Source organism: Zhouia amylolytica, from assembly GCF_900116365.1.
GTDB lineage: Bacteria > Bacteroidota > Bacteroidia > Flavobacteriales > Flavobacteriaceae > Zhouia > Zhouia amylolytica.
This window is the reverse complement of sequence record NZ_FPAG01000004.1, coordinates 102,159-127,161: the sequence shown is the minus strand read 5'-3', so window position 1 is coordinate 127,161 and position 25,003 is coordinate 102,159. Positions and strand designations below refer to the sequence as shown.

Genomic DNA, 25,003 nt, shown 5'->3' with positions numbered 1-25,003 from the left:
ATGATGGATTCCGTAACAAGTAGGGAATGACAGGGGTCATGATTTTGGCCACCTATTCTAGTGGATTCCGCAATAAATGCGGAATAACAATTGGCTGACACTTTCTGGTTACAATTCTTCCTCAGATGGATTCCGTAACAAATGTGGAATGACAATGGGGATGAAAAGTGGAACGAAAAGCAGAACCTGAATTTTAGGTTTATTTTGATATCAAGGCCTCCCCTTTAAACTGGATACCATCCCAGCCATATTTCATGAAATTACGAATATTTTGGTGTCCATCTCCTTCAGGATCTTCCAATACCTCTTCGGTATAGAATTTTCCGAAGCAATACAATGTAGCTTCCTTTGATAATTGGTTGAGTTGTGCAAAAGCAAATATTTTACAGGAACCATTGTTTTGATTAGCCACGTTGAGGATATCGCCATTTTTAAATTCAGTAGGTGTAAATGAATAATGTGCATCTATTACGGCCATGGTATCGACAAATTCTATAGCAGATGGATGATTTGATAATTGTTCTATAAATGCTTTTAACTCCATGTTATTGTATTTAATCCATTATTAATTGAGAAGCACAAATGTAATAACATGGAGTGAACTTTCTAAACATAACCCCTTAGTTTGCCTCATTGGCCATGATTCGTTCCGGCGCCCCTTTTTCGTGTATTCTGAATACAATGAATTTGGCACCATTGTCGAGTGCTTTAAAACTATGCATTCTCTTGAGCGGCACTTTAGAGGCTTCTCCTGGTTTGGTAATTACAATTGACTCTCCGTCTAACCAGAACTCGCCCGAACCTTCTATTAAATATGCGAATTCTTCGCCAGGGTGATAGTGCTTTTCCAATGCCATATTAGGAGGAACTTCTACATAACTTACAATAACTTCAAGGTTGGGTTGAAGCGCTAAGGAATCTCTTAAAAGGCTTTCAATTTTTAACTCTGTAATGGGTTCGGCTTTTGCTATAGGTTCTTTTTCTGTATCGGGTGATTTGGTCTTGTCATTGCAGGCTGCCATGCCTATAACAAGTAGCGCTAGCCCTGTGATTGTTGTTAGTTTCATAATGCAACAAATTTTGGTTATCTCCAATTTTTTAACGCATTCTATACAGGCTAAATTATCACAGGTAATGCTTGAGGGATTTCATATCTAAGATAGTGAATTTAAGGGAATCTCATTGATAAGATGGCCCTCTTATAAACTCACTTTTTAGCAGGTCTAATGTATTGCCTAGGTACTTCTTTCTTTTATTGGTCTGACCAAACAGCCAGCTCGTTCCCTGCAGGATCTAAAAAGTGAAACCTTCTACCTCCGGGAAAGGAAAAAATCTCTTTTGATATCTTACCACCATTATCGACTATCGCATCTTTAACCGCTTCCAGATCTTGATGATACAAGACTACCAACACCCCATTTAAAATCTCATTATCACTCTGCTCAAAACCTCCATCAAGTCCACTGTTGGAAAAGGCGGTATAGCCCGGTCCGTAATCTGTGAAGGTCCATCCAAAAGTAGTTGAATAGAATTCCTTGACACTATTTAAGTCAGGAGCTTTCAGCTCGATGTAATTAACATGGTTGTTCTTCAAACCCATGGCTATTTATATTTAATTTTTATGAACTGTAAACCGTTTGAACATATTTCGCTCCAGAGTGTTCGGAATTTCTGATATAAGCACATAATCACCCTCGGTTAGGGAAGTCGTAAAATACCCGGTTCGTTGTGCCTTCAAATCCTCAACACCTCCCATAAATGTATACCCTTCTGGGGCCGGGGTTCTAAATGCCTTAATATCCATAGTATTAAGCCAGCCTCCTAAAGTATCCAATTCTGCACCTTTATCCAGCTTTACCAAATTAACATCATGACCAAGCATATGTTCATATAACTTCTGATCATTAAAGGTAACCCCTAAAGTGTAGGTTCCCGCCTTTAATGAATCTACAAATTGAACGCCTGTTTCACTTGAAAGGGAAATTTGATAATCTGCTATTGGTTCTTTTTGTCCGTTATTATTTTCTGTAACTACCAACTCTTTGACCATCCCCATAAAAGCATGTGCTTGCCCATTAGGCATGCGAACATAACACTCCATCACATAAACTCCCGGATCTAAATATAAGGTTGACATAGCTTCAGTATGCGGAGAGACCAGGCCTACCCCACCACCAAGTTCAACCTTATAAAACCATTGCGGAATTTTTTCAAACTCCTTCATTCCGGCTTCCATATCCCCTTCATCAAATAGCTTAAAGGCTGCCATGAAAGGAGGAAACAGCTCATTTTTATAATCGTCAATTCTAATACTATCCGGCATCTTCTCTAAAATAAAGAAATGAGGTTCTTCAGACTTGTTGATGTATTTGAAGGTAGTCCAACCACTCTCTATTTCATTGACGAGTTGAAATTCCATACCTATGGTGGTTACTTCTATCACCTCAGCGAGCTCTTTCACTGCGGTTGCTTCATTTTTAGATTTTTCTTTCTGCTTACAAGAAACCGAAAAGATCATTACTAATATTATAATAAAATAGAAACTCTTGGGAGAAAGTGAAAACTTCATAAACGTAAAATTTACTTTATAATTCAATAATTTACAATCTCTTCAAGTTAGCAAACGATCCGTTAATCAATGGAGAATACTCTCCAAACGGTTCTTTTTTAAGGTCAATGGTTTAGTAATCACTCAACAAATAATGATCAATTCTACAAGTAATCCACTTTATTTTATGATTCTTTTAATCGCCACTAAATGAGCAAAAAGCACCAACGGAACAATTACTGAAGGGAGCAGATTAAATGGAAAATAAAGCAGCGCAACATTGGGTTGATTAAGCGCAATTTTTTGAAAAGGTGAAGGCAGGGCAAAAGCAGCCGTTATAACCACATTCAATAACAACAGAAGGCATACTATGTTCCATATCAATAAAAGTTTATTGTTGACCTTCTCTTTTTTGAATGCTATAAAGCCTATAATAGGTGCAGTAAGTCCAGAAAACAAATCAAAGTTGGTTCCATGGTAGGTCATATAGACGGATACCAATTCATAAGAAAACAGTAAAACCAGAACAATCTCGACCGGTACTCGAATAACGTGAATGTTTGTAAGGATTTTAAGATCCATCTGATTCATTATCAATTTACCTTTCCTGGTAAAAATGGTGATTGCTATCAATATCAGTGGCGGAAAAACACCAACAAGTAAGATCCTTGGCGGTAAATGGATTGTATCCTGATAGAATCCATTTAACCCCAATACAGTTTGAATGAGAGTCCAGGTGATTATAACTATTAAAACTGATTTTGATTTTACAGCTTTAAAGAACCATACTAAGGTAATTAGTACCGTTAAACCGAACAGGACCTTTATATATACCGGAAGTTGTTCTGTCATATAAAAGATTTATAAAAAGTAATAGATCTTAATTACATTTTGTCCTTAGACATTGCCTCTTTGTTTTTCTCTACACCATTCGATATAATCTGTTTGGGTGATTTTCGACACCCCCAACTGTCGCATCATCATAACTACCTGCCCCCTATGATAACTCCCATGATTAAAAACTGTCTGTGTAATTTCCCGTGCCGGAATCGAAAACTTCTCTTCTTCCTGTTCAAACGAAACTTCTTCCTCCAAATCGGCAGATACCAGAAAGTTTTTAAATTCTTCGGAAGTTTCTTGCCAAGCTTTAAACAAGCTTTGATTACTCCCTGAAAAGTCTCTTACTTTTGAAACCTCGCTCCATCCGTTTCCTTTCAGACGCGACAGCCAGCCAGTTTCAGCTGCCCAAATATGTAAAATGGTAGCACGAATTCCAGGAAAGCTGCCAGTGACTTCTTTACTGATGAGTTCATCCCTAAGGAGCGAAAGGTCGCTGATTAATCTGTTATTGGCCCAAATATTATAATTGGCGTAATCGATATATCGCTGTTTTAATTGATTCACTTCATTCATATTATGTCATAATTATATTACTGTTCCTCTATAAATTTACCTTTTAACTCCGTTAAAATTGATAATGGGTCGTAGCCAAAGCCATTTTTAAAAACTAATTCAACATGTCGAATGGAGTTTTCAATGGGACCTTTTAAAATGACAAAATTGGCCTTTTTACCAATATCAATAGTTCCTATAGCTGAATTTGAAAGAACCTTGGCTCCGTTACCGGTCATAATTTTTAAAGCTTCCTGATTATTGAAACCAGCTTCCTTCAGCAATTCGAAATTTCTTTGATCACCAAAGCCAGGCAACACATGCCTCCCGGCATCAACACCCGCAGTTAAGGTGCCGCCAAGTTTATAAAACTGATGTTCGAATTCCATGATACGCTTTAGTCTTTTTACTCTTATACTATCTATTGATTTTCTGAGATCATAATTTCTTCTTCTTTCTTGATATTGGGAGACTAAATAAGGAGACATCATAGCCAGGGTACGTTGGTCTGCAAAAGCTCTTTCCGGAATACTTGCTTCATATATCGCCAGTGTCGACGTTAGAAACACATCATTTTTAATCATCAATTCCTGAAGGCTCTTTACTTCATCACTCTCTATTTTCAGTTCATCCATATATTCCCTGGAACCATTACAAACACCATGAGTTTTATTATTCCTAAAATCACTTGTACTGTTTAACCCATGTTCGATCCCATCGATCCCGAGGTGAACCGCTTCCTCAAAAGTAATGGAACATAGGTGCCCTGTTACTTTTGCATTTTGTTTATGAGCTTCATTGATAATAATCTCCAGATCTTCAGGAGTTGTATTTCGATATATCTTAAACCACCGAACTCCTTTTTGAGCCCAATATTGAATGGTATCCCGTATTTGACTTTCACTCTCAGGGATTATCATGTTTGGGTTTCCTCCTTTTCCTGTAAAATAAGGACCACTCGTTACAATATCCGGTCCGATATAGTTCCCCTCTTCAATTCTTTTTGCTAACTCAATTTCTTGCTGTGGTGCTGCAGATCCACACGTTTGAATCGTTGTTACTCCCGATGCCAAATATAATTTTGAAGCAAGTTCTCCAATGAACGGAAAGCGAGGGATATGAAGGTGATTATGGACTCCTACGATACCCGGGATAACAGTTTTTCCTTTCAGATCTATGACCACTGCTTCTTCCGGAATTGCAATTTTCGAGGTTTTTCCAATGGAAACAAAATGGCCATTTTCTACAATAAGAGTTTGATTTTCTTTGGGGGGATTCCCTTTACCATCATAGAAGGTAGCATTTGTTAATGCGATGCTATTGTTTTGATACTTGATATATTTAAGCACATCAGGACTTGGCTCTGATTGTTTATAAGTTAGCCTGGCCTGTGAATTCAGACTGATGAATTGTACTTTGTCAGACTGCTTACAACTTAAAACCGTTGCTAATAATAAAATCAATGTAAAATATCTCAACGCTGTATTTTTATAGTTTCATGAAATTGGCTCATCTTAATTCGAAAGGGTTCAAAGCTTTACAATCCTGGCAAATGAATGACTTATATTAACCTTTGTTATTCTCTACCAGAATTGAGTTCACTAAAACAACTTTACTTCTGAATTAAATACCTCCGAAATTAAGAGAAATTTCTTAATAAACGCAAGGTGGTTAAGAAAAGTATTCATTAGGGGCATGAAGTAGGCTTCGGTTCCATAGCCTGTGGATTCCGTAATAAATACGGAATGACAATTTAGACAGCATGGTCTGGTTTACGGCACTGTTCTAAGGGGTTACGTAATAAGTGTGGAATGACAGGGGGATGATTTGGAGGCGTCTTTGAATGGATTCCGTAATAAATACGGAATGACAATTTAGACAGCATGGTCTGGTTTACGGCCCTGTTCCAGGGGGTTACTTAATAAGTGCGGAATGACAGAAGGGTTAGTCTTCTTTGATCCTTTTTGTTACTATAACAACTTCGCTCTGAAGTGTTTTATGCACAGGACATTTAGCAGCGATCTCGGTGAGGCGATTTCTTTGACCTTCATCCAGATCACCAACAAACTTTAATTTTTTAGACATATGGTCGATTCGTCCCGGCTTTTCTACATCCAGCATTAAATCGTCGGTGTGCTTTTTAGAATGTGTCACATAAACAAATACTTCATCCAGATTCCATTTTTTGCGCTCGGCATAAAGTTTTACCGTCATAGCGCTACAAGCCGCCAAAGATGCGCTTAAATAGTCGTAAGGACCAGGACCGAAGTTATCACCTCCAAAACTAAGGGGTTCATCGGCGATCATTGCATGGTCTTTGGTTTGCATATTGGTTGTAAAATGATCTTCTTTCAAATTTAAATGAGCCACCAATTGTTCTCCCTCCGTATCCAACATCCTATTTTCCATAGGTTCAAAATAACGTTGCACCCAGGCGCCTATTATATCACCAACATACAAGCTGTCCTTGGTATCACTTAGCAGGTGATCAGCTCCATCTAAACTCACAAAACTTTTGGGGTGTATGGCACTGTTATAAAGTTTTTGAGCGTTTTCTATTCCGACAATCGTATCAAATGGCGCATGCATAATAAGCAATGGTCTTCGCAAAGACCTTACAATAGCGGGCAAATCTGTTTTATCAAAATCTTCTACAAATTCATCATCAATTACAAATGGTCTGCCTCCTATATTCACTTTTACATCTCCTTTGGCCTCGGCCTCTTCCAATTGATGGGAAAACAAATGTTTTACATGGGATACTTCAGCGGGAGCTGAAATAGTCGCAATTGCCTTTACCTCAGGTAATTTTGAGGCTGCTGCCAAAACTGCCGCACCGCCTAAAGAATGCCCTACAAAAAGAACGGGAGCCTCATAATTTTCCAACATAAAATTGTAAACCGCGATCAAATCCTCAACATTAGCAGAGAAATGGCTCTCTGCAAATTCACCTTCACTTCTCCCAAGTCCTGTAAAATCAAAACGCACCACTCCAAATCCGTGATTGGTTAAAGCCCTGCTCACGTTTTTTACGGCTATCAAACTACTGCTGCAGGTAAAGCAATGAGCAAAAACGGCATAATAGTTCGGTTTTTGATTGGCTGGTAATTCCAGAGAGGCATGCAGATTATACCCTTTTTTATTGGTAATTGAAAGTATCGTGCTTTTCATGGTAATTATATTTATAAATTACTCGCATCTAATTGCTCTAAATTGACAGTCCCCTTGAACTTCTGAATTAACAACTGAAGTTTCGGGTTGATATAGTTCAGGCAAAAGGGTTTATGGGGATTGGTATAATAATAATTCTTAAACATTGCTTCCGATGGTTCAAAAGCATTAAAAAGATACGCTTTTGTGATCAATTTTTCATCAAACTGTATTTGTAACTCTTTTAAAATTTCATTTACTTCAAGCAAATATCTGTTTGAAAATACATAAACTGCTGACCTGTATTTACTCCTCATGCTATGATTAAACGTACTTTTATGGGTATGTAAGTGAATTTCGATCAGAGTTTTGAGTGCGATCCGGGCAGGGTTATAATGTACGATTACTGCTTCCGAAAATTCATTAGGCTCTGCATCTGGTGCTATAAACCCTTGTTCGACGGAATCGACTCCTCTCAAAGATTGAAAAACGGCTTCCAAACACCAATAGCAACCTCCACTAAAAGCTATTTTATCCTTCTTTGGTTTCATGGCTCTGTAACAACTCTTTGATTTTCAGGTCTAATCGCAACAGCGCATTATTAGGATCGGAACCAAACATCGACTGCACTACCGTACCTTCACTATTTACCAATACCCAATGAGGTGTTCCTCCTGCAAAATAGGTGTTAAAGGTAGTTGCTTCAGGCTTATCCCGATAGTAAGGGAACCGCATATGAAACTCCTCTTTTATTGCCTGTAGTTGTTCATCAGTATAAACTTTCCCCGCGAACCTGGTATGAATTCCGATTACATTGACCCCCAAATCTTCGTAAATTATTCTATTTGCATAAGGAATTGCTCGCCCCTTACATCCAGGACACCCCAGATAAAAAAATAAGATCAATAAAGGTTTTCCTCGAAAATCTTTTACTGTTGGTACTTTCTCATTAAAAATGGGAAGCAGCTGCCATTCGGGAATCGTTTTACCTACTAAATTAAACTCCATATTTATATTAATAATTAAATCAGGAACTACAAGAAAGCATGGAGCACCCAATTTTATTACGCGCCCATTCCGGTCTTTTAGCGAACCATTTATCGTACTTCGGCTGTTCATCGTACGGTTTTTTCAACAACCGATATAATTCTTCAATTAAATTATAATCTCCCTCATCAGCTGCATCGATTGCTAATTGCGCCATATAATTTCGCAATACATATTTAGGGTTAACAGCATTCATTTGCTTCTTACGTTCCATACTATTAGTGTCCTCCCTTTTTAATCGCTTAGCATAATCGACGAACCAATCATTCCATTTTTGTTTTCTTTCGTCATCTAATTCGTCAGGGCTATAAAATGCTTTATGCACCACGCTTAAACCATTTTGTGGTTGTTCAACATTAAAATCTGCCAGCAATCTAAAAAAGATAGTCATATCGGTTTCAGAAAGCTGCAAATTATCCTCCAGCTGCGCGGTAAGTGTAACATCTGAAGGTTCTTCAGCTACCAATCCGAGTTTAGCGCGCATCATTTCGAGTGATTTCTTTTCGAAATCTAATTTGTACTGATTCAAAACATCCTCAAAAGGTTTCGCTTCTCCCACTAAAGGGTATAAAGCATTTGCCAGTTGGAACAGGTTCCACAATCCTATATTGGGCTGGTTGCCATAACGGTATCGTTTGGTACCGGCATCAGTAGTATTGGGAGTCCATCCGTATTCAAAACCTTCTAGCCAACCGTATGGGCCATAATCTATAGTGAGTCCGAGAATTGACATATTATCCGTGTTCATGACACCATGCACAAAACCTACACGTTGCCAGTGCACAATCATTTCGAGGGTTCTTTGGCTTACCTCATTGAAGAGTTTAATATAAGTTTCTTTAGAAGGTTCCCCAAGGTGCGGGTAAAAATGCTTTATTGTGTAATCGGTTAAAACTTTTAAGTTTTTATCATCTTGCCTTGCAGCAAATATTTCATAGTTCCCAAATCGTAAAAAGCTGGGAGCGACTCTACAGACCACCGCTCCTTTTTCATATTCAGGATGGCCATCATACATTACATCGCGAAGCACCTTATCGCCGGTAAGTGCCAGTGACAATGCTCTTGTAGTGGGTACGCCCAGGTAATACATCGCCTCGCTACAGAGGTATTCACGAATAGACGAACGCAATACGGCCAATCCGTCTGCGGTTCGAGAATATGGTGTTTCTCCCGCCCCTTTTAGCTGTAAAGCCCAGCGATTTCCTTTGTGTACTACCTCAGCAATATTAATTGCCCGTCCATCGCCCAATTGTCCGGCCCAATTACCGAACTGATGACCGGCATAGCACATGGCATAAGGCTGCGTGTTTTCCAATATCTCATTCCCGGTAAATACTTGTAGAAAAGTTTCTGATTTAGCATCATCGGTAGTTAATCCAATTTCCAACAACATTTCATCAGACACATGAACCAGCTCAGGCTTAGAAGTTTTCCGCGGAGTTACGAAAGAAAAACAAGCCTCCTTTACCTGGCGTCTGGTATTGTCAGTTACAGGATCTGCCGGTAATTCTTTATTAAAAGTGTCTTTTATGTTTAATTTTAGTTTGTTCATTGATGTATGGATTTTGTTATTGAGCTCCATTTAACAACACTGATAATCAAATACCTTAATTTCATACCTAATTAACACAATCGTTATGCTATACTTTTCTTTTCCATGGGATTTTAGCCTTTGAATCTTTTCTTAAGTATATTAAATCACACATAGGCTAAACCTTTCGATTTACCTATTAACTTCATTATAATTTACCATTGTCAAAAATGCTAGTTATCAAGTAACATTTTAAAACTCTTATCATTAAGATACAAATTCCTGTATGGATTTATAAGGTTTACCCCTTTAATTTATCGGCATGCTGTTGTCGAAGTTTGGTCAGTTTAGGAGTAATCACTACACTACAATATCCCTGGGTGCTGTTATTGTTATAATAATTCTGATGATAATCCTCTGCTTCATAAAAGACAGATGCCGGACTTATCTCTGTAACAATTGGGTCCTGGTAATATGTAATCATTTCTTTTAGTACGGTTTCCGCAACTTCTTTTTGTTTCTCGTTGTGGTAGAAAATAACTGATCGGTACTGAGTTCCTACATCAGCTCCCTGCCTGTTGAGGGTTGTTGGATCATGACTGGTCATGAAAATAACCAGCAGGTCTTCGTATGCTATTTGCTCCGGGTCGTAATGTACTTGAATTACCTCCGCATGACCTGTTAATCCTGAACATATTTCCCTGTATGTTGGTTTTCCGGGGGCATTTCCTCCTGTATAACCCGACACTACTTTTTCTACTCCTTTTATTTGTTGAAACACAGCTTCTGTACACCAAAAGCAGCCACCTCCGATCGTTGCTATCTCAAGTTTTTTATTAGTCATTTCTATCCCTTTCTATTTTAATGGATGCTGAATTTACGCAATATCTTAATCCTCCAGGCTCAGGACCATCCGGAAACACATGTCCTAAATGAGCATCACAGGTATTACACATAACCTCAACCCTCACCATACCGAAAGAGGTGTCTTTTTCATACTTTATGGCGTTTTCTTTTATAGGCTGTGTAAAGCTGGGCCAACCGGATCCGGAATTGTATTTGATGGTTGAATCGAACAAGGGGGTGCTGCAACACACACAATTATATTTACCGGCATCGTGTGTAGCACATAATGCACCGGAATGAGCCATTTCCGTTCCTTTAAGTCGTGTAATTCTGAACGCTTCGGGCGTTAGTTGGTCTTTCCATTCGGCCTCTGTTTTTTCCATCCTTTGATCAGGAGTTGGATTCCCTTTAACTGTAAAGTGTATAATATCGCTCCAGGTTAACATATTATAAGTTCCTTTCTTTAAATGGTTGTGGTTATGGATCGTTATTCACGAAAGGGTAGTCGTTTCTCAGGCATGCTCCTTACAACACCCGAACTTATCGAATGTCTTTTAACTTAAGTTGTAAGCTTACATTACCATTCCACTCGTTTTCGTCTATTGAATATACGGCACTAAATGGCTTTTTGTTTTTAATCAACTCTATTTTATCACCCATATTGAAACCGATACCTGCAATGGATTTACTGTCCCCAATGGTAGATTCAAAGGATTGAGTAACCGTTATCTTTAGGTGTGCTTCGTCTGCTCCCACTCCTTTACCATAGCCCGTATCCATAAGGTTTTGCGTCATAAAAACAGGTGTCATATTCCCGGGGCCAAAAGGAGCAAATTGCTTTATAATTCTATAGAATTTAGGGGTTATCACATCGAGGTCAATTTCTGCATCCACTAATACTTCCGGTGTTAATAGCTTTCTATCAATGGTACTATCGACCACCTCCTCAAACTTTTGTTTGAAGGCTTCATATTGTTCTTCTTTTAAGGTTAGACCTGCTGCATATTTATGTCCTCCAAATTGTTCAATATGATCTCTACAAGCATCTAAGGCATTATATACATCAAAACCCTTAACGGAACGTGCCGAAGCTGCCAGCTTTTCACCACTTTTAGTAAACACCAAAGTGGGTCTGTAATAGGTTTCTGTTAATCTTGAAGCTACAATACCTATTACACCCTTATGCCAGTCATTTTTATACACTACGGTCGTATATCTTTCCTGTTCATTATTAGCATGTATTTGTTCGAGGGCTTCTTCTGTTATTTGCTTATCAAGGTCACGACGATCTGAATTAAAATCTTCTATCTCTGATGCAAATCCGATGGCAACATTAAGATCTTTTTCTGTAAGCAAATTTACTGCGTGCTGTCCGTGTTTCATTCTACCCGCGGCGTTGATACGTGGGGCTACAATGAATACAACATCTGTAATGGTTAATTTCTTTTTATTAAGCTGATGGGTTATTGCTTTTATTCCTGGTCTTGGATTGGTATTGATCACTTTCATGCCGTGGTAAGCCAACACCCTGTTTTCTCCTGTAACGGGCACTATATCTGCTCCGATGGCGGTTGCTACCAAATCAAGATAAGGAATTAAATCGTTTATTGTCTGTCCTCTCCCTGATGCCAGTGCCTGAATAAGCTTAAAGCCAACACCACAACCACAAAGTTCATCATAGGGGTAATGGCAATCAATTTGTTTGGGATCTAAAACGGCAATGGCTTGAGGTATTTCATCACCAGGCCTGTGATGATCGCATATAACAAAATCGATTCCTTTTTCACTGGCATACGCTACTTTATCAATTGCCTTAATACCACAGTCGAGCGCAACTATTAATGAGAAGTCATTATCTTCTGCAAAATCAATTCCCTGATAAGAAACTCCATAACCTTCATTATATCGATCGGGAATGTATGTAGCCACATTAGGATAGATTGACAAAAGATATGAACTCATGAGAGAAACCGCAGTCGTTCCATCTACATCATAATCTCCATACACCAGAATGTTCTCATTATTAGTAATCGCGGCCTCGATACGACTTACCGCCTTATCCATATTCTTCATCAGAAAAGGATCATGCAAATCATTAAGTGAAGGTCGGAAAAACCTTTTTGCATCGTCGAACGTTTCAATACCGCGCTGCAATAGCAGTGTGGCTATAAATGTATCAACATTTAATTGTTGAGCCAGTTCTTTTATTTTAGCTATTTCCGGTTTGGGCTTCAGCGTCCAACGCATAGGTTTAACTTATTTATTTTTAAAGCTATTTTCAGCCTCTTTTTTATAAAAATCTAATAAAAAAATCAATAATTCTGTAGTGATATGTCACTTTCGGTTATAGGTTTACATATTTTATTGCCTACCCGTTTGAAACGGGCAGGCAACTCAACCTATATTATTCTTTGAGGCGGATTCTATTTTTAAATATTGTTTCTCCGTTTACCACTACCATAATGGTATATCTCATTTTTGGCAGGTATGACAAATCATATTCCAGAATACCTTCTTTAAAGTTTTGGTACATATGCGCCTGAACAATGTTTTTTGGATTCTCCTGTTCAGTAATATAGATCTTTACCTCTTGCGCTTTGTTGGCAAAATAATCAACAATAACCGGTCCATCGGTGCGCGCTCCAAACATGCTTACTGATGGATTAGGATCGAGTGAGTATTCTTCTCCATTTCTTACTACAAAGTTATAGGTGATGTTTTTACCGAAGTCTGATTTAAATTGTTTTATGGCCTGTCCGAGGGTATCCAGTATTTTAACATTTCCTGCGCCTTCTTTAGCATTAAACCAAAATTCCAGTCCGTTGTTACCTGTGTCATCAACGATAAAGCTATAGCTGCCGTCTTTCAACTTTAAAGTATCCATATGAAGATGATCCGGCATTAAATCGGTGCTATCCTTTTTAAACACCACATTACCAAAGCTATCTTCAACCCGATAAGTGTTTTGTCGAGGTTTTTTATTTGTTTTAAAACGCAATACAATATCCTGAGGTAAAATATCAGGCTTTTGATAGGTTGATGAAAGTGTATTATCAGCTTCAAAACCATCGCGCTTTCCATTTGGTCTTTCCAGTTCTACTGTGAATTTAAGGTCATCTTCAGCAGCATATACTTCCTCCGGAAGAGTGATTTGAGCTTCCTGACCGAAGGCTATATTACCAGTCCATTTATATTTTTTCGCTTTTTGACCTTCCAGATAATATTTGATTGTCATTTTGGTCAATGGCTTGCTCCCGTTATTTTTGACTTTGATTACGGGCAAGCCTCCTGTTGGATTAATTCTGCTATAATTTAATTTAGCAGATGGTTTGATAATATCAAGCAGGGTTACATCATTTGCCGAAGCAATCTCTCCATATTCTATTACGTAGGCCACCAGAAGTTCCTTCGCACTTGGTTTCTCAGTTTCATAAGACTGCATATTGATGTCTACGGTATACTCTTCTCCGTTTTTAGCAGCTATAAGCACTTCATCCGGTTGTAATAAATACCCAGGGCACCAGTTTGCACGATCGAAAATCCAGGTTCCCGCTTGTGGATAAAGCGGGTTATCTCCACACTTCATCCATATATCTTTATGGTTTACCACCTCTCCGTTAAAAAGGATATCGCGCCATTTATCGCAGAATTCACCACAGCCATTTTTATCCATTCCATGACCTGTCTGGTGTACTTTAACTTTTGAAAAGGCAGTTGCAGCATTCGCTTTTAAGCTGATGGGTTTCAAATGGCTTTCTATTGGATCGTTTTTATCTCCATAGGAATAATTTCCATCATATATTTTATGAATGGCGAGAGGTTTTGCGACTGGAGTTCCATAGGTGATTTCAAAATCTACCGTTACTTTCCACCCTCTTGTTTTATTATCCTCATACCCGGTATGTATGTAATCAACTACCACTTCATCGCGGAGAATTTCACTAAAATCGGTTACATCAACCTCCCATTTAAAAATCCAGTCTTTCTGAAAACGACCTCCATAAGGCGTTAACATCCTTGCGATCTCGTAGGTCGTCGTATCGTTTTTTGGGATCACATTAATATGATCCACATAATCCCAATCGGCACATCTCATTTTATCTTTATCCGGACACTCGAAAGTCAACAATAACTTAATCTGACGAATGTCTTTATCAGAAGATGGAAACGTAGTGGTTCGTTTGTAACTGTTAGCTCCTTTTGAGGGATCGGTAACAATTATTTCTTCATTATGGGAAATAACATGCTCTTTGGTTTGAGCATTAGAGAATAGTACTGCAAAAATTGCAGCATAAAAAAACAGGCTAACTTTACTCATGTGTTTAATTTTTTTGTTTGCACGAATCCTGCAAAACATCATAATAGATTCCGGAAGGTTCATGCTATTTTACATCATATTCCAGGGATGGTATATGAATTATAAATCTCATGACCGCTTCACTTTACTAGTTAATTTTAAGGGTTACTTATTGAAAAATATATTGATTTTAACCTCGGCGAATTTCTGAAACATCGCCATTACTCCGCAGTATTTTTCAACGGAAAGATCTACCGCTTTGGTAAGTTTTGTCTCATCCAGATTATCGCCTTTAAAATGAAAGTCCATAGTTACTTTATCGTAATATTTTGGATGTTCTTCCGTAAGTTGAGCGTCTATCTTGATTTCAAAATCATCGACATCCAGGCGCATTTTTTTTATCAGGGAGGCTACATCGAGACCCGAACAACCTGCCAACGCAGAAAGCATTAATGCTTTTGGCCTGTAGCCATCACCTTTTCCTCCACTCTCTTCACCGGCATCTATAAATAAATTATGCCCAGAAGGGTTATCGCTTTCGAATTTCATATCGCCTTTCCAGGTAGTTGTAATATGATTATTTGCCATGATTTTAAATTTTCGTTAATTGTAAATTCAAAAATACAGATTAATTAACGAATAGAAATATTATGCCTTTAGTAAATCCACTGCCTCCTAAACACGATCCTGAGACCAAAGAATTGGCGGATTTTTTTAATGAAACCTTAGGGTTTTGTCCGAACTCGGTTTTAACCATGCAAATCAGGCCTGAAATCGCCAGGGCTTTTATTAATTTGAACAAGGCTGTCATGAATAATAAAGGCAGGGTCACCTCCTCGCTTAAAAGAATGATTGCCTGGGTTAGTAGCAACGCAACGGGGTGTCGATATTGTCAGGCACATGCAATCAGAGCTGCAGAACGTTATGGAGCGGAACAGGAAAAGCTGGATCATATATGGGATTATAAAACTCATCCGGCCTTTTCGGATGGTGAACGTGCAGCTTTAGACTTTTCGCTGGCTGCTTCCGTTATTCCAAATGCTGTTGATGAATCGATTAAAAAAGAGCTTCATCGCCATTGGGATGAAGGCGAAATTGTAGAAATGTTAGGAGTAATTTCATTATTTGGCTATTTAAACCGCTGGAATGACAGTATGGGTACTACGCTAGAGGAAGGGGCTATTGAAAGCGGGAATCAATATTTAGGAAAACACGGTTGGGAAGTAGGAAAACATCAGTAGGTTATTGAGTTTGAATCCATTCATAGAAACGCTCTATCCAGGTTCTCAAATGCGGATTTTTTTGGGCTAATCCAAATCCATGACCTCCCTTGGGGTAGATATGCATTTCGGCAAGTACCTCCTTTGCTATCAGGGATTCATAAAAAACAAGACTGTTTTCTACGGGCACAGCCTTATCATCTGAAGCATGTACTATAAAGGAAGGAGGCGTATCTTTGGTTACCTGTAATTCGGGCGAATAGAAATCAATTGTCAGTTTGCCTGGTGATTCCCCCAACAGATTCCTGACAGAACCGGCATGTTTAAATGATGATTGCATAGTGATAACCGGATAAATCAAAGCTACAAAGTTTGGTTTTGCGCTCTGGGTATCCGTTGCATCCTGAGGTTCATAGAAATTCGTATCATGGTGTACCGCCAAGGTCGCTGTAAGGTGTCCGCCTGCCGAAAACCCAATTACCCCTACGCCATTTTCATTGATATTCCATTTTTTAGCATTAGCACGAACCATTCTGACAGTTCTTTGAAGATCTTGTATTGCTACTTTTTCGTTCTCTTTTACTGATTTTGAAGTGGGTAGTCTGTATTTCAGCACAAAAGCTGCTACTCCTCTTTTTTGAAGCCATTTTGCTACTTTGGTTCCTTCGAGATCATAAGCAACTCCTTTATAGCCTCCTCCCGGACAAATAACAACAGCATCAGTAGCATCATAGGTGTTTTCGGGCAAGAATACTTCTACAGTAGGCACCTGAACTTTCTCAATCCACCTATCAGGTCTGCGCTCTACCAGTTCTTCTTCGTTGGTTGCAATTTTATTTGGTATGGGATCTCCCCAAATCGGCATACCTCTCTCCTGAGCATTCAATAGACATGTTCCGAATATGATCGCATAAAGGCTAAAAATAAAGAAGCTACTTCTCATTGAGTTATTTATTTACCATTCCCGCCAACCACCATTACAATTTCTCCTTTAGGAGGTTTGGCTTCATAATGTTTTAATACTTCTGTTATCGTTCCGCGAATTGTTTCTTCATGAAGTTTGGTTATTTCACGTGAAACTGAAACGGACCTGTCTTCTCCGAAATATTGAGCGAATTCTTTTAAGGTTTTAAGGAGTTTATAGGGAGACACATAAAAAATCATGGTTCGGGTTTCGTCTGCCAGTAACTTTAACCGTGTCTGTCGGCCTTTTTTGTCAGGCAGGAATCCTTCAAAAACAAATTTATCATTAGGGAGTCCGCTATTCACCAAAGCAGGCACAAAAGCTGTCGCACCCGGAAGGCAATCTACTTCTACATTGTTTTCAATACACGCTCTACTCAGTAAAAATCCGGGATCTGAAATAGCAGGAGTACCTGCATCACTGATAAGGGCAATCGTTTCTCCTGCCAACATTCTTTTGACCAAGGCATCAACCGTTTTATGCTCGTTATGCATATGGTGGCTTTGCATTGGAGTGTTGATATCAAAATGCTTAAGGAGTTTACCACTGGTACGGGTATCTTCTGCAAGAATTGTATCTACCTCTTTTAACACCTTTATAGCTCTGAGGGTGATGTCTTCTAGATTCCCTATTGGTGTTGGAACCAGGTATAGTTTTCCCATAGTAATTAATTATTCCTGTAAAAATAAAGAGCCGAAAGCTGGGATACAACTTTCGGCCAAGTATAAATATATTTTATCGTTTATGAAAACTTGCTTTCGACGATTTCAATGAATCGATCGGCAAAAACTTCTTTCCCTTCCCAGTTATTATAATCAGGCTTGACCATGTTTTCAACGAAATTTTGTGCTTCACTCCACTCTTGTATGGTGCTTAGCTGTGAAACCACTCTGTTGTAGTCTTCTGTACTTCCACCGAACAGGTGTTTAACAAAGGCCAATTTATCGTTTAGACCGATGTTCAGGCTGTTTGCTTTCAAGCGGTCGTTTAGGGACCTGCTTCTTGTTTCAGTTTTCTTTTTTACTTCTATGTCGGGGGAAATATGATCGGCTTCTGCCTTTATAAAGGTGGGTTGTGGAAAGACTCCTGAAAGGATATCATCTAATGATTCTTTTTCCGGCATTTCCTGTACCATCCCTTTTATGGTTTCGATACCCGGGATCATGAGGTCGTCTTCTCCTTCATGAGGGTTTGACTCAGGAACATGTCTGTTTTCATCGAGTACTGAGTTTGCTAAACCTTCAAATTTGTCAGCAACTTCTTGTCGGCTTGATGTTGGCTGAAATGAGCCTAGTTGCTCTTCCACAAATTTCAAAATGGTTAGTTTCTCGTAGATTTTGAGGACTTCATTGTGCAACGCACTTATATCTTGTTTTCCTTCGAGCTTTAAGATTCTTTGAGCTATGTTTACTAACTCAGCTTCCAATTTCTTCTTCATAACTTTTGCAATTTAAGCCTGACGGCTCGTTGGTTTTTTGATAAATTTGCCGTGAATAAATTAATTTATTATTTGTTAATTTGAACACAGATAATTGCCATATAATTTTAGTCTTTCAATTTATGTATTTTTGAATCATAAAATTATGATGGTTTATCTAATTTTATATCCTAAGGAAACAGGATTACTTGTTTCCGTTCTGAAAAATACAAAATGTTTCTCGAAAATACGGTAAATCATAAAGAGCAATTTGGGTGGATTGAGGTAATTTGTGGTTCAATGTTCTCTGGAAAAACGGAGGAATTGATTCGCAGACTCAAACGAGCGAAGTTTGCAAAGCAAAAGGTAGAAATCTTCAAACCTGCGGTAGACGTAAGGTACGATGATGAAATGGTGGTGTCTCATGATGAAAATGAAATACGATCTACTCCCGTTCCTGCTGCGGCAAATATCAGATTGCTTGCCGATGGATGCGATGTTATTGGAATCGATGAAGCGCAATTTTTCGACGATGAAATAGTTTCTGTTTGCAATGACCTCGCCAATAAAGGCGTTCGTGTCATTGTTGCCGGCCTGGATATGGACTTTAAAGGCAACCCTTTTGGCCCGATGCCATATTTAATGGCCACAGCAGAATATGTGACTAAAGTACATGCTATTTGTACTCGCACCGGGAATCTGGCCAACTACAGTTTTAGAAAATCGAACAATGACAATCTAGTCTTATTGGGTGAAACTGAAGAATATGAACCTTTAAGCAGAGCAGCTTACTTTAAAGCAATGCTACAGGATAAGGTGAACCGCCTTGATGTTCGAGAGGCGGAAAACCTAACAACCGAAAAAGATACAGACAAAGAATCTAATGCATAAAGCTAATGAAACTGTTCTGGAGATCAACTTAACATCGCTGGAACATAATTTACGTTATCTGCGTTCTAAAATAGAACCAAGCACAAAGCTCATGGCTGTGGTAAAGGCCTATGCATATGGTAATGATTCTTGTGAGATAGCAAAATTCCTGGAATCCAAGGGTGTTGAATATTTTGCGGTGGCGTATGCTTATGAAGGAGTTGCCCTCAGAAAAGCAGGAATCACTACTCCTATTTTGGTTTTACATTCTATTCCAGCGCAATTTGAAGAAATTATTGAATTCCATTTAGAACCGAACCTTTACAACAAAAAAGTGTTGGAAGAATTCATGTCATTGATGAAGCATAAAGGAATTCAAAACTACCCTATTCATCTTAAATTCAATACAGGCCTGAATAGACTGGGATTTGAAGCAAGAGACCTGAACTACCTCTATGATCAATTAGGACAGCAAAATCAACTTAACATAGTATCATTATTTTCTCATTTGGCTGCCTCTGAGGATTTGAGCGTAAAAGACTTTACCTTAAAACAGATTTCTAAATTCAAGGATATTACCGATAGGTTTATTAACCAATTTGGGTTTCATCCTTTATTACACATACTAAATACTTCAGGGATTCTCAACTATGCTGATATCGGACAATTCGATATGGTTCGTAGTGGCATAGGGCTATATGGCTATGGTAACGACCCCGATTATGACCAGGAACTAAAACCCATAGGAACCTTAAAAAGCATAATTTCACAAATACATACTGTTAACGAAGGTGATAGCGTTGGTTACAATATGGGATTCACCGCTACAAATACCACACGTATCGGGATCATTCCTGTAGGTCATGCTGATGGAATCGGAAGGCATTTTGGAAAACAAAAGGGCTACCTTACCATCGGTTCAAAAAGAGCTCCTATAATCGGAAATGTTTGTATGGATATGTTGATGGTTGACTTAAACGGTATCAATTGTGAGGAAGGTGATGAAGTAATTGTTTTTGGCGGACCGGTGAGCGCTGAAGATTTTGCAAAAACAGGCAATACCATTTCTTATGAATTGATAACCGGGATCTCTCAACGAATCAAAAGAGTGATCATCAAATAAATGGTAGCTTTCGGAGTATCAAAAAAATTACTAAATTGATACTCATTATTAACCTAACCGATTTATATATGGGATTCTTTAAAGACTTTAAGTCGTTCTTGCTAAAGGGCGATATTGTTAATCTTGCTACTGCTGTTATTGTGGCCGGCGCCTTTGGGAAAATTGTTTCATCTTTCACCAAAGATATCTTAATGCCTCCAATTGGTCTTTTACTGGGCAACGTTAATTTTTCAGATCTTAAGTATGTAATTAAAGAGGCCGTTGTCGATGCCTCAGGGGAAGTTACCCAAGCGGCCGTTAGTATTAATTATGGATCTTTTATTCAGTTTATCATTGATTTTATAATCATTGGATTTGCCATATTCATAGTATTAAAGGCCTATGAGAAAACTAAAAAGAAGAAAGAAGAAGCACCCGTGGCTCCAAAAGGACCAACCCAGGAAGAGTTACTAACAGAAATCAGAGATTTATTAAAAGCTAAATAAGACGCGTAGCCGCTATGCTACTTATTCTAATGTTTCACTAAACCACCTTGGCATGAGGTGGTTCTTTTTTACTGTTTGTTATATTTATAACATTCTGTTATTTTTAATTTAAAGTTAATCAAGGGGTCTTGTACAGGTAAATTTTATATGTACATTTGCTGTATCATAATAAGCATATATATAAACAATATTAGTCTAAACAGACTTAAAGAGATTAACAAATGAAAGTAGCAGTAGTAGGCGCAACCGGTATGGTTGGTGAAGTTATGTTGAGGGTATTAGAAGAGCGTAACTTCCCATTTACAGAATTATTATTAGTAGCTTCTGAGCGTTCTGTTGGAAAAGAAATGGAATTTAAAGGTAAGACATATAGCATAATTGGATTACAAACTGCTGTAGAAGCGAAACCGGATATTGCTATTTTTTCTGCAGGTGGAGACACTTCTTTAGATTGGGCTCCGAAATTTGCCGAAGTAGGCACAACTGTTATCGACAATTCGTCAGCATGGCGTATGGACCCTACCAAAAAACTTGTGGTTCCTGAGATCAACGCAGAAAGCTTAACTAAAGAAGATAAAATTATTGCTAATCCGAATTGTTCTACTATTCAGATGGTATTGGCCCTATCCCCTCTCCATAAAACCTATGGTATTAACCGTGTGGTTGTTTCAACTTACCAATCTATTACAGGTACAGGTGTAAAAGCAGTTCGTCAGTTAGAAAATGAATATGCAGGTGTTAAAGACGAAATGGCTTATCCTTATCCAATTCACAGAAATGCTTTACCTCACTGTGATGTATTTGAAGATAATGGGTACACCAAAGAAGAAATGAAGTTAACAAGAGAAACTAAGAAAATACTTGATAACAATATTAATGTAACTGCTACCGCTGTTCGTATTCCAGTTGTAGGTGGACACAGTGAAGCCGTTAATATTGAGTTTGACAATGATTTCGAACTAGGAGAAGTGCGTCGTCTTTTAAGTGAAACTCCTGGAGTGACTGTACAAGACAACCCTGACACGAACACATATCCAATGCCGATTTATGCTGAAGGAAAAAATGATGTTTTTGTCGGTAGAATCAGAAGAGATGAATCTCAGCCAAACACATTAAATATGTGGATTGTTGCTGATAACTTACGTAAAGGAGCAGCTACCAATGCTGTTCAGATAGCTGAATATCTTATTGCCAATGATCTGATATAATCATATCAGCGACATTAAGTTGTTTTTTGTTTTAAACCCTTTCATCAGAAAGGGTTTTTTATTTCAGAGGGAATCGTTAAAACTATCTTAACACTAAAATCTTAAAATTGACATTTTTGTATATTCCCTTCGCAAAAACAACCTATTAACACATATGAAAAAGTCGCTCATTTTATTTGCATCTTCTTGTATGCTAATTTCCTGCAGCTCAGGAGAAAAGAAAGAAATATTGAAATATCCAATTACAAAAAAAGTAGATACCACTGATACATACTTCGGTACTGACGTGAAAGATCCTTACCGTTGGCTGGAAGACGACCGTTCTGAAGAAACGGCACAGTGGGTACAGGCAGAAAATGAAGTAACCTTTGGTTACCTTGAAAACATTCCCTATCGTGAAGCCTTAAAGCAACGTCTTGAGAAATTATGGAACTATGAAAGAGTATCAGCTCCTTTTAAAGAAGGTGATTATACGTACTTCTACAAAAACAATGGTTTACAAAATCAATCTGTCATATACCGTGAAAAGGATGGTGAGGAAGCAGAAGTGTTCCTGGACCCAAACACCTTTTCAGAAGATGGTACTACTTCCTTAGGAGGATTGAGCTTTTCTAAAGATGGTTCTTTAGCAGCTTACTCTATTTCTGAAGGAGGTAGCGACTGGAGAAAAATCATTGTGATCGATGCCGTTAAAAAGGAAATTATTGAAGACACACTCGTTGATGTGAAGTTCAGTGGTGTTTCGTGGAAAGGAAACGAAGGCTTTTACTACTCTAGTTACGACAAGCCTAAAGGCAGCGAATTATCGGCAAAAACCGATCAACATAAATTATATTATCACAAGCTAGGAACAGCTCAAAAAGACGACCAGGTAATCTTCGGGGCTACTCCGGAAGAGAAAAACAGGTATGTCGGTGGTTATGTAACTGAAGACGATCACTATTTGGTAATTTCTGCCTCTGTAGCCACATCGGGAAATAAATTATTTATCAAAGATCTTATGGATCCTGATGCGGAATTAATTACTATAACCGATAATTATGATTCAGATAGTGGCATCATAGAGAATGTTGGTTCTAAACTCTATATTTCTACCAACCTCGATGCCCCTAATAAGCGTATCGTTACAGTAGACGCTTCGAATCCTACTCCGGACAACTGGGAAGATTTTATACCTGAAACAGAAAACGTATTAAGCGTTTCTACCGGTAGTGGTTATTTCTTTGCAAAATATATGGTAGATGCTTTATCTAAAGTATTGCAATACGACTATGACGGTAAGCTAGTTCGTGAAATTGAACTACCAGGCCTTGGTACTGCAGGTGGTTTTGGTGGTAAGAAGGAAGACACTACACTTTATTACTCATTCACGAACTACAGCACTCCAGGTAAGATATTAAAGTTTGATCCTGAAACAGGTGTTTCAGAAAACTATTGGAGTCCGAATATCGATTTTAACAGTGATGCTTATACTTCGGAGCAAGTGTTTTACACCTCTAAAGATGGCACTAAGGTTCCGATGATCATAACTTATAAAAAAGGTTTAGAAAAGAACGGAAAGAACCCAACAATGCTGTATGGTTACGGTGGATTTAACATTAGCCTTACCCCTTCCTTCAGTACTGCTATGGCAGTTTGGTTAGAGCAAGGTGGTATCTATGCGGTTCCTAACCTAAGAGGTGGTGGAGAGTACGGTAAAAAATGGCATGATGCGGGAACTAAAATGCAAAAGCAGAATGTTTTTGACGATTTTATCAGTGCCGGAGAGTTCTTAATTGAGCAAGGTTATACTTCTCCAGATTATCTATCTGTTCGTGGTGGATCTAACGGTGGGCTTTTAGTAGGAGCTACAATGACTCAGCGTCCTGACCTGATGAAGGTTGCCTTACCTGCTGTTGGGGTATTAGACATGTTACGTTACCATACATTTACTGCTGGTGCAGGATGGGCTTATGACTATGGAACTGCAGAAGACAACAAAGAAATGTTCGAATATCTGAAAGGGTATTCTCCGGTGCATAATGTAAAAGAGGGTACACAGTATCCTGCCACTATGATAACCACGGGAGACCATGATGATCGTGTGGTACCGGCACATAGCTTTAAGTTTGCTGCTGAACTACAAGAGAAGCAAAGCGGTGACAACCCGGTATTGATAAGAATTAATACTAATGCCGGGCACGGTGCAGGGAAGCCTACTTCAATGGTGATCGATGAGTATGCTGATATCTTCGGATTTACCTTGTATAATATGGGTTACAAGGAGCTTCCTAATCAAGCTATCCTTGACGAGGTAAAAGATACTATGTAATAATCAGATAGGTATACTATCTTATTTACAAAACAAAAAACCCCGCTGCCAATGGCAGCGGGGTTTTTTTGATCCTGTATTGATCAGCATGTCTTCAAATAATAATTCGCCAGAGGGGATAAATTCCGTAACAGGTCCGTAATAAAAAGGGTGAAGTTCAAATTCACTCCACGATGGATTCCGTAATAAATACGGAATGACAATTGGAATGACACTTTCCGGTTACACTCCACATTACATAGATTCTGCAATTAATTCGGAATGGCAAGGAGGTGGGATGATAAAGATTGAATTTGATTTCCTACATTGTAGGATTAAAAAATTTCGATTATTTTCGGAGTTTTCTATTTAAGAACCTAAATTAAAACTTAAGCAATGGGAAATATTTGGATCATAGCCATACCTCTTTTTTTAATTATCACTTTTCTTTTTTGGAGATTTACCCACACATATTTTAAAAATGAGGTTTACGGAGAAAAAATGTGGAAAAAGTTTGGATCCAAAGCCATTTATTGGCAAGGCACCCTATTTGTCAGCGGTGGAATTACATCCCTCATTCTATACCTTCTAAAAGTAAACGCTATTTTGACTTTT

The 25,003-nt window shown here is 38.4% G+C and carries 25 protein-coding genes; 6 read left to right on the top strand and 19 right to left on the bottom strand.

Annotated features, from left to right (window positions below; all coding sequences use genetic code 11):
* Window positions 1–199: 199 nt before the first annotated feature.
* The 16 genes from BM361_RS07480 to BM361_RS07405 form a co-directional block, all read right to left on the bottom strand.
* Window positions 200–544, bottom strand: coding sequence for a HopJ type III effector protein (locus tag BM361_RS07480; RefSeq protein ID WP_074977981.1), 345 nt, complete (start codon window positions 542–544; stop codon window positions 200–202).
* 76 nt (window positions 545–620) lie between these two features.
* Window positions 621–1,067, bottom strand: coding sequence for a cupin domain-containing protein (locus tag BM361_RS07475; RefSeq protein ID WP_074977979.1), 447 nt, complete (start codon window positions 1,065–1,067; stop codon window positions 621–623).
* 185 nt (window positions 1,068–1,252) lie between these two features.
* A complete protein-coding gene (locus BM361_RS07470; RefSeq protein ID WP_074977978.1) occupies window positions 1,253–1,600 on the bottom strand; it encodes a VOC family protein in 348 nt (115 codons plus the stop codon).
* A gap of 12 nt (window positions 1,601–1,612) precedes the next feature.
* The gene (locus BM361_RS07465) at window positions 1,613–2,569 is read right to left on the bottom strand and encodes a hypothetical protein (protein ID WP_074977976.1); all 957 of its coding nucleotides are present in this window, start codon (window positions 2,567–2,569) and stop codon (window positions 1,613–1,615) included.
* A 159-nt stretch (window positions 2,570–2,728) separates the two neighbouring features.
* On the bottom strand, window positions 2,729–3,400 hold the full coding sequence (locus BM361_RS07460; RefSeq protein ID WP_074977975.1) for a hypothetical protein: 672 nt from the start codon (window positions 3,398–3,400) through the stop codon (window positions 2,729–2,731).
* A 45-nt stretch (window positions 3,401–3,445) separates the two neighbouring features.
* Window positions 3,446–3,961, bottom strand: a complete 516-nt coding sequence (locus tag BM361_RS07455; protein ID WP_074977973.1) for a DinB family protein — start codon at window positions 3,959–3,961, stop codon at window positions 3,446–3,448.
* Window positions 3,962–3,978: 17 nt separating this feature from the next.
* Complete coding sequence (locus tag BM361_RS07450) at window positions 3,979–5,418, bottom strand: amidohydrolase family protein (RefSeq protein WP_139226645.1); 1,440 nt, start codon at window positions 5,416–5,418, stop codon at window positions 3,979–3,981.
* Window positions 5,419–5,884: 466 nt separating this feature from the next.
* On the bottom strand, window positions 5,885–7,111 hold the full coding sequence (locus BM361_RS07445; protein WP_074977971.1) for a bifunctional alpha/beta hydrolase/OsmC family protein: 1,227 nt from the start codon (window positions 7,109–7,111) through the stop codon (window positions 5,885–5,887).
* 11 nt (window positions 7,112–7,122) lie between these two features.
* Window positions 7,123–7,641: a peptide-methionine (S)-S-oxide reductase gene (locus tag BM361_RS07440; RefSeq protein ID WP_074977969.1), complete on the bottom strand. Its 519-nt coding sequence runs from the start codon at window positions 7,639–7,641 to the stop codon at window positions 7,123–7,125.
* The gene (locus BM361_RS07435) at window positions 7,622–8,098 is read right to left on the bottom strand and encodes a peroxiredoxin family protein (RefSeq protein ID WP_074977968.1); all 477 of its coding nucleotides are present in this window, start codon (window positions 8,096–8,098) and stop codon (window positions 7,622–7,624) included. Before BM361_RS07435 ends, BM361_RS07440 begins: the two co-directional genes overlap by 20 nt.
* 19 nt (window positions 8,099–8,117) lie before the next feature.
* Window positions 8,118–9,689, bottom strand: coding sequence for a protein adenylyltransferase SelO (locus tag BM361_RS07430; RefSeq protein ID WP_074978249.1), 1,572 nt, complete (start codon window positions 9,687–9,689; stop codon window positions 8,118–8,120).
* 280 nt (window positions 9,690–9,969) lie between these two features.
* Window positions 9,970–10,512 (bottom strand): peptide-methionine (S)-S-oxide reductase MsrA, encoded by a 543-nt coding sequence (gene msrA / locus BM361_RS07425; protein WP_038267662.1) that lies wholly within the window; start codon window positions 10,510–10,512, stop codon window positions 9,970–9,972.
* Window positions 10,505–10,960, bottom strand: a complete 456-nt coding sequence (gene msrB, locus BM361_RS07420; protein ID WP_074977966.1) for a peptide-methionine (R)-S-oxide reductase MsrB — start codon at window positions 10,958–10,960, stop codon at window positions 10,505–10,507. Before msrB ends, msrA begins: the two co-directional genes overlap by 8 nt.
* A 94-nt stretch (window positions 10,961–11,054) precedes the next feature.
* Window positions 11,055–12,761, bottom strand: a complete 1,707-nt coding sequence (gene recJ, locus BM361_RS07415) for a single-stranded-DNA-specific exonuclease RecJ (protein ID WP_074977964.1) — start codon at window positions 12,759–12,761, stop codon at window positions 11,055–11,057.
* Window positions 12,762–12,918: 157 nt separating this feature from the next.
* Window positions 12,919–14,832: a peptide-N-glycosidase F-related protein gene (locus tag BM361_RS07410; protein ID WP_074977963.1), complete on the bottom strand. Its 1,914-nt coding sequence runs from the start codon at window positions 14,830–14,832 to the stop codon at window positions 12,919–12,921.
* Window positions 14,833–14,976: 144 nt separating this feature from the next.
* Complete coding sequence (locus BM361_RS07405; protein WP_038267669.1) at window positions 14,977–15,399, bottom strand: OsmC family protein; 423 nt, start codon at window positions 15,397–15,399, stop codon at window positions 14,977–14,979.
* A gap of 62 nt (window positions 15,400–15,461) precedes the next feature.
* On the opposite strand from BM361_RS07405, the gene BM361_RS07400 reads away from it, so the two are divergent.
* The gene (locus BM361_RS07400) at window positions 15,462–16,052 is read left to right on the top strand and encodes a carboxymuconolactone decarboxylase family protein (RefSeq protein WP_074977961.1); all 591 of its coding nucleotides are present in this window, start codon (window positions 15,462–15,464) and stop codon (window positions 16,050–16,052) included.
* Window position 16,053: 1 nt separating this feature from the next.
* Here BM361_RS07400 and BM361_RS07395 read toward each other — a convergent pair whose 3' ends face one another.
* The 3 genes from BM361_RS07395 to BM361_RS07385 form a co-directional block, all read right to left on the bottom strand.
* Window positions 16,054–16,974: an alpha/beta hydrolase gene (locus tag BM361_RS07395; protein WP_074977960.1), complete on the bottom strand. Its 921-nt coding sequence runs from the start codon at window positions 16,972–16,974 to the stop codon at window positions 16,054–16,056.
* An 8-nt stretch (window positions 16,975–16,982) separates the two neighbouring features.
* Entirely contained in the window at window positions 16,983–17,657 is a 675-nt protein-coding gene (gene rsmI / locus BM361_RS07390) for a 16S rRNA (cytidine(1402)-2'-O)-methyltransferase (protein WP_038267675.1), read from the bottom strand.
* A gap of 80 nt (window positions 17,658–17,737) precedes the next feature.
* Complete coding sequence (locus BM361_RS07385) at window positions 17,738–18,433, bottom strand: hypothetical protein (protein WP_038267677.1); 696 nt, start codon at window positions 18,431–18,433, stop codon at window positions 17,738–17,740.
* Between the two features lie 213 nt (window positions 18,434–18,646).
* Here BM361_RS07385 and BM361_RS07380 point away from each other — a divergent pair, with 213 nt between their 5' ends.
* From BM361_RS07380 to BM361_RS07360, 5 genes are all read left to right on the top strand, one after another.
* Window positions 18,647–19,303, top strand: coding sequence for a thymidine kinase (locus BM361_RS07380; protein WP_038267682.1), 657 nt, complete (start codon window positions 18,647–18,649; stop codon window positions 19,301–19,303).
* Complete coding sequence (gene alr / locus BM361_RS07375) at window positions 19,296–20,405, top strand: alanine racemase (protein ID WP_074977958.1); 1,110 nt, start codon at window positions 19,296–19,298, stop codon at window positions 20,403–20,405. The genes BM361_RS07380 and alr overlap by 8 nt, the downstream gene beginning before the upstream one ends.
* Before the next feature lie 68 nt (window positions 20,406–20,473).
* Window positions 20,474–20,890, top strand: a complete 417-nt coding sequence (gene mscL / locus BM361_RS07370) for a large-conductance mechanosensitive channel protein MscL (RefSeq protein WP_074977957.1) — start codon at window positions 20,474–20,476, stop codon at window positions 20,888–20,890.
* 221 nt (window positions 20,891–21,111) lie between these two features.
* Window positions 21,112–22,098: an aspartate-semialdehyde dehydrogenase gene (locus BM361_RS07365; RefSeq protein ID WP_038267690.1), complete on the top strand. Its 987-nt coding sequence runs from the start codon at window positions 21,112–21,114 to the stop codon at window positions 22,096–22,098.
* A 154-nt stretch (window positions 22,099–22,252) separates the two neighbouring features.
* The gene (locus BM361_RS07360) at window positions 22,253–24,409 is read left to right on the top strand and encodes a prolyl oligopeptidase family serine peptidase (RefSeq protein WP_038267692.1); all 2,157 of its coding nucleotides are present in this window, start codon (window positions 22,253–22,255) and stop codon (window positions 24,407–24,409) included.
* Window positions 24,410–25,003 lie beyond the last annotated feature (594 nt).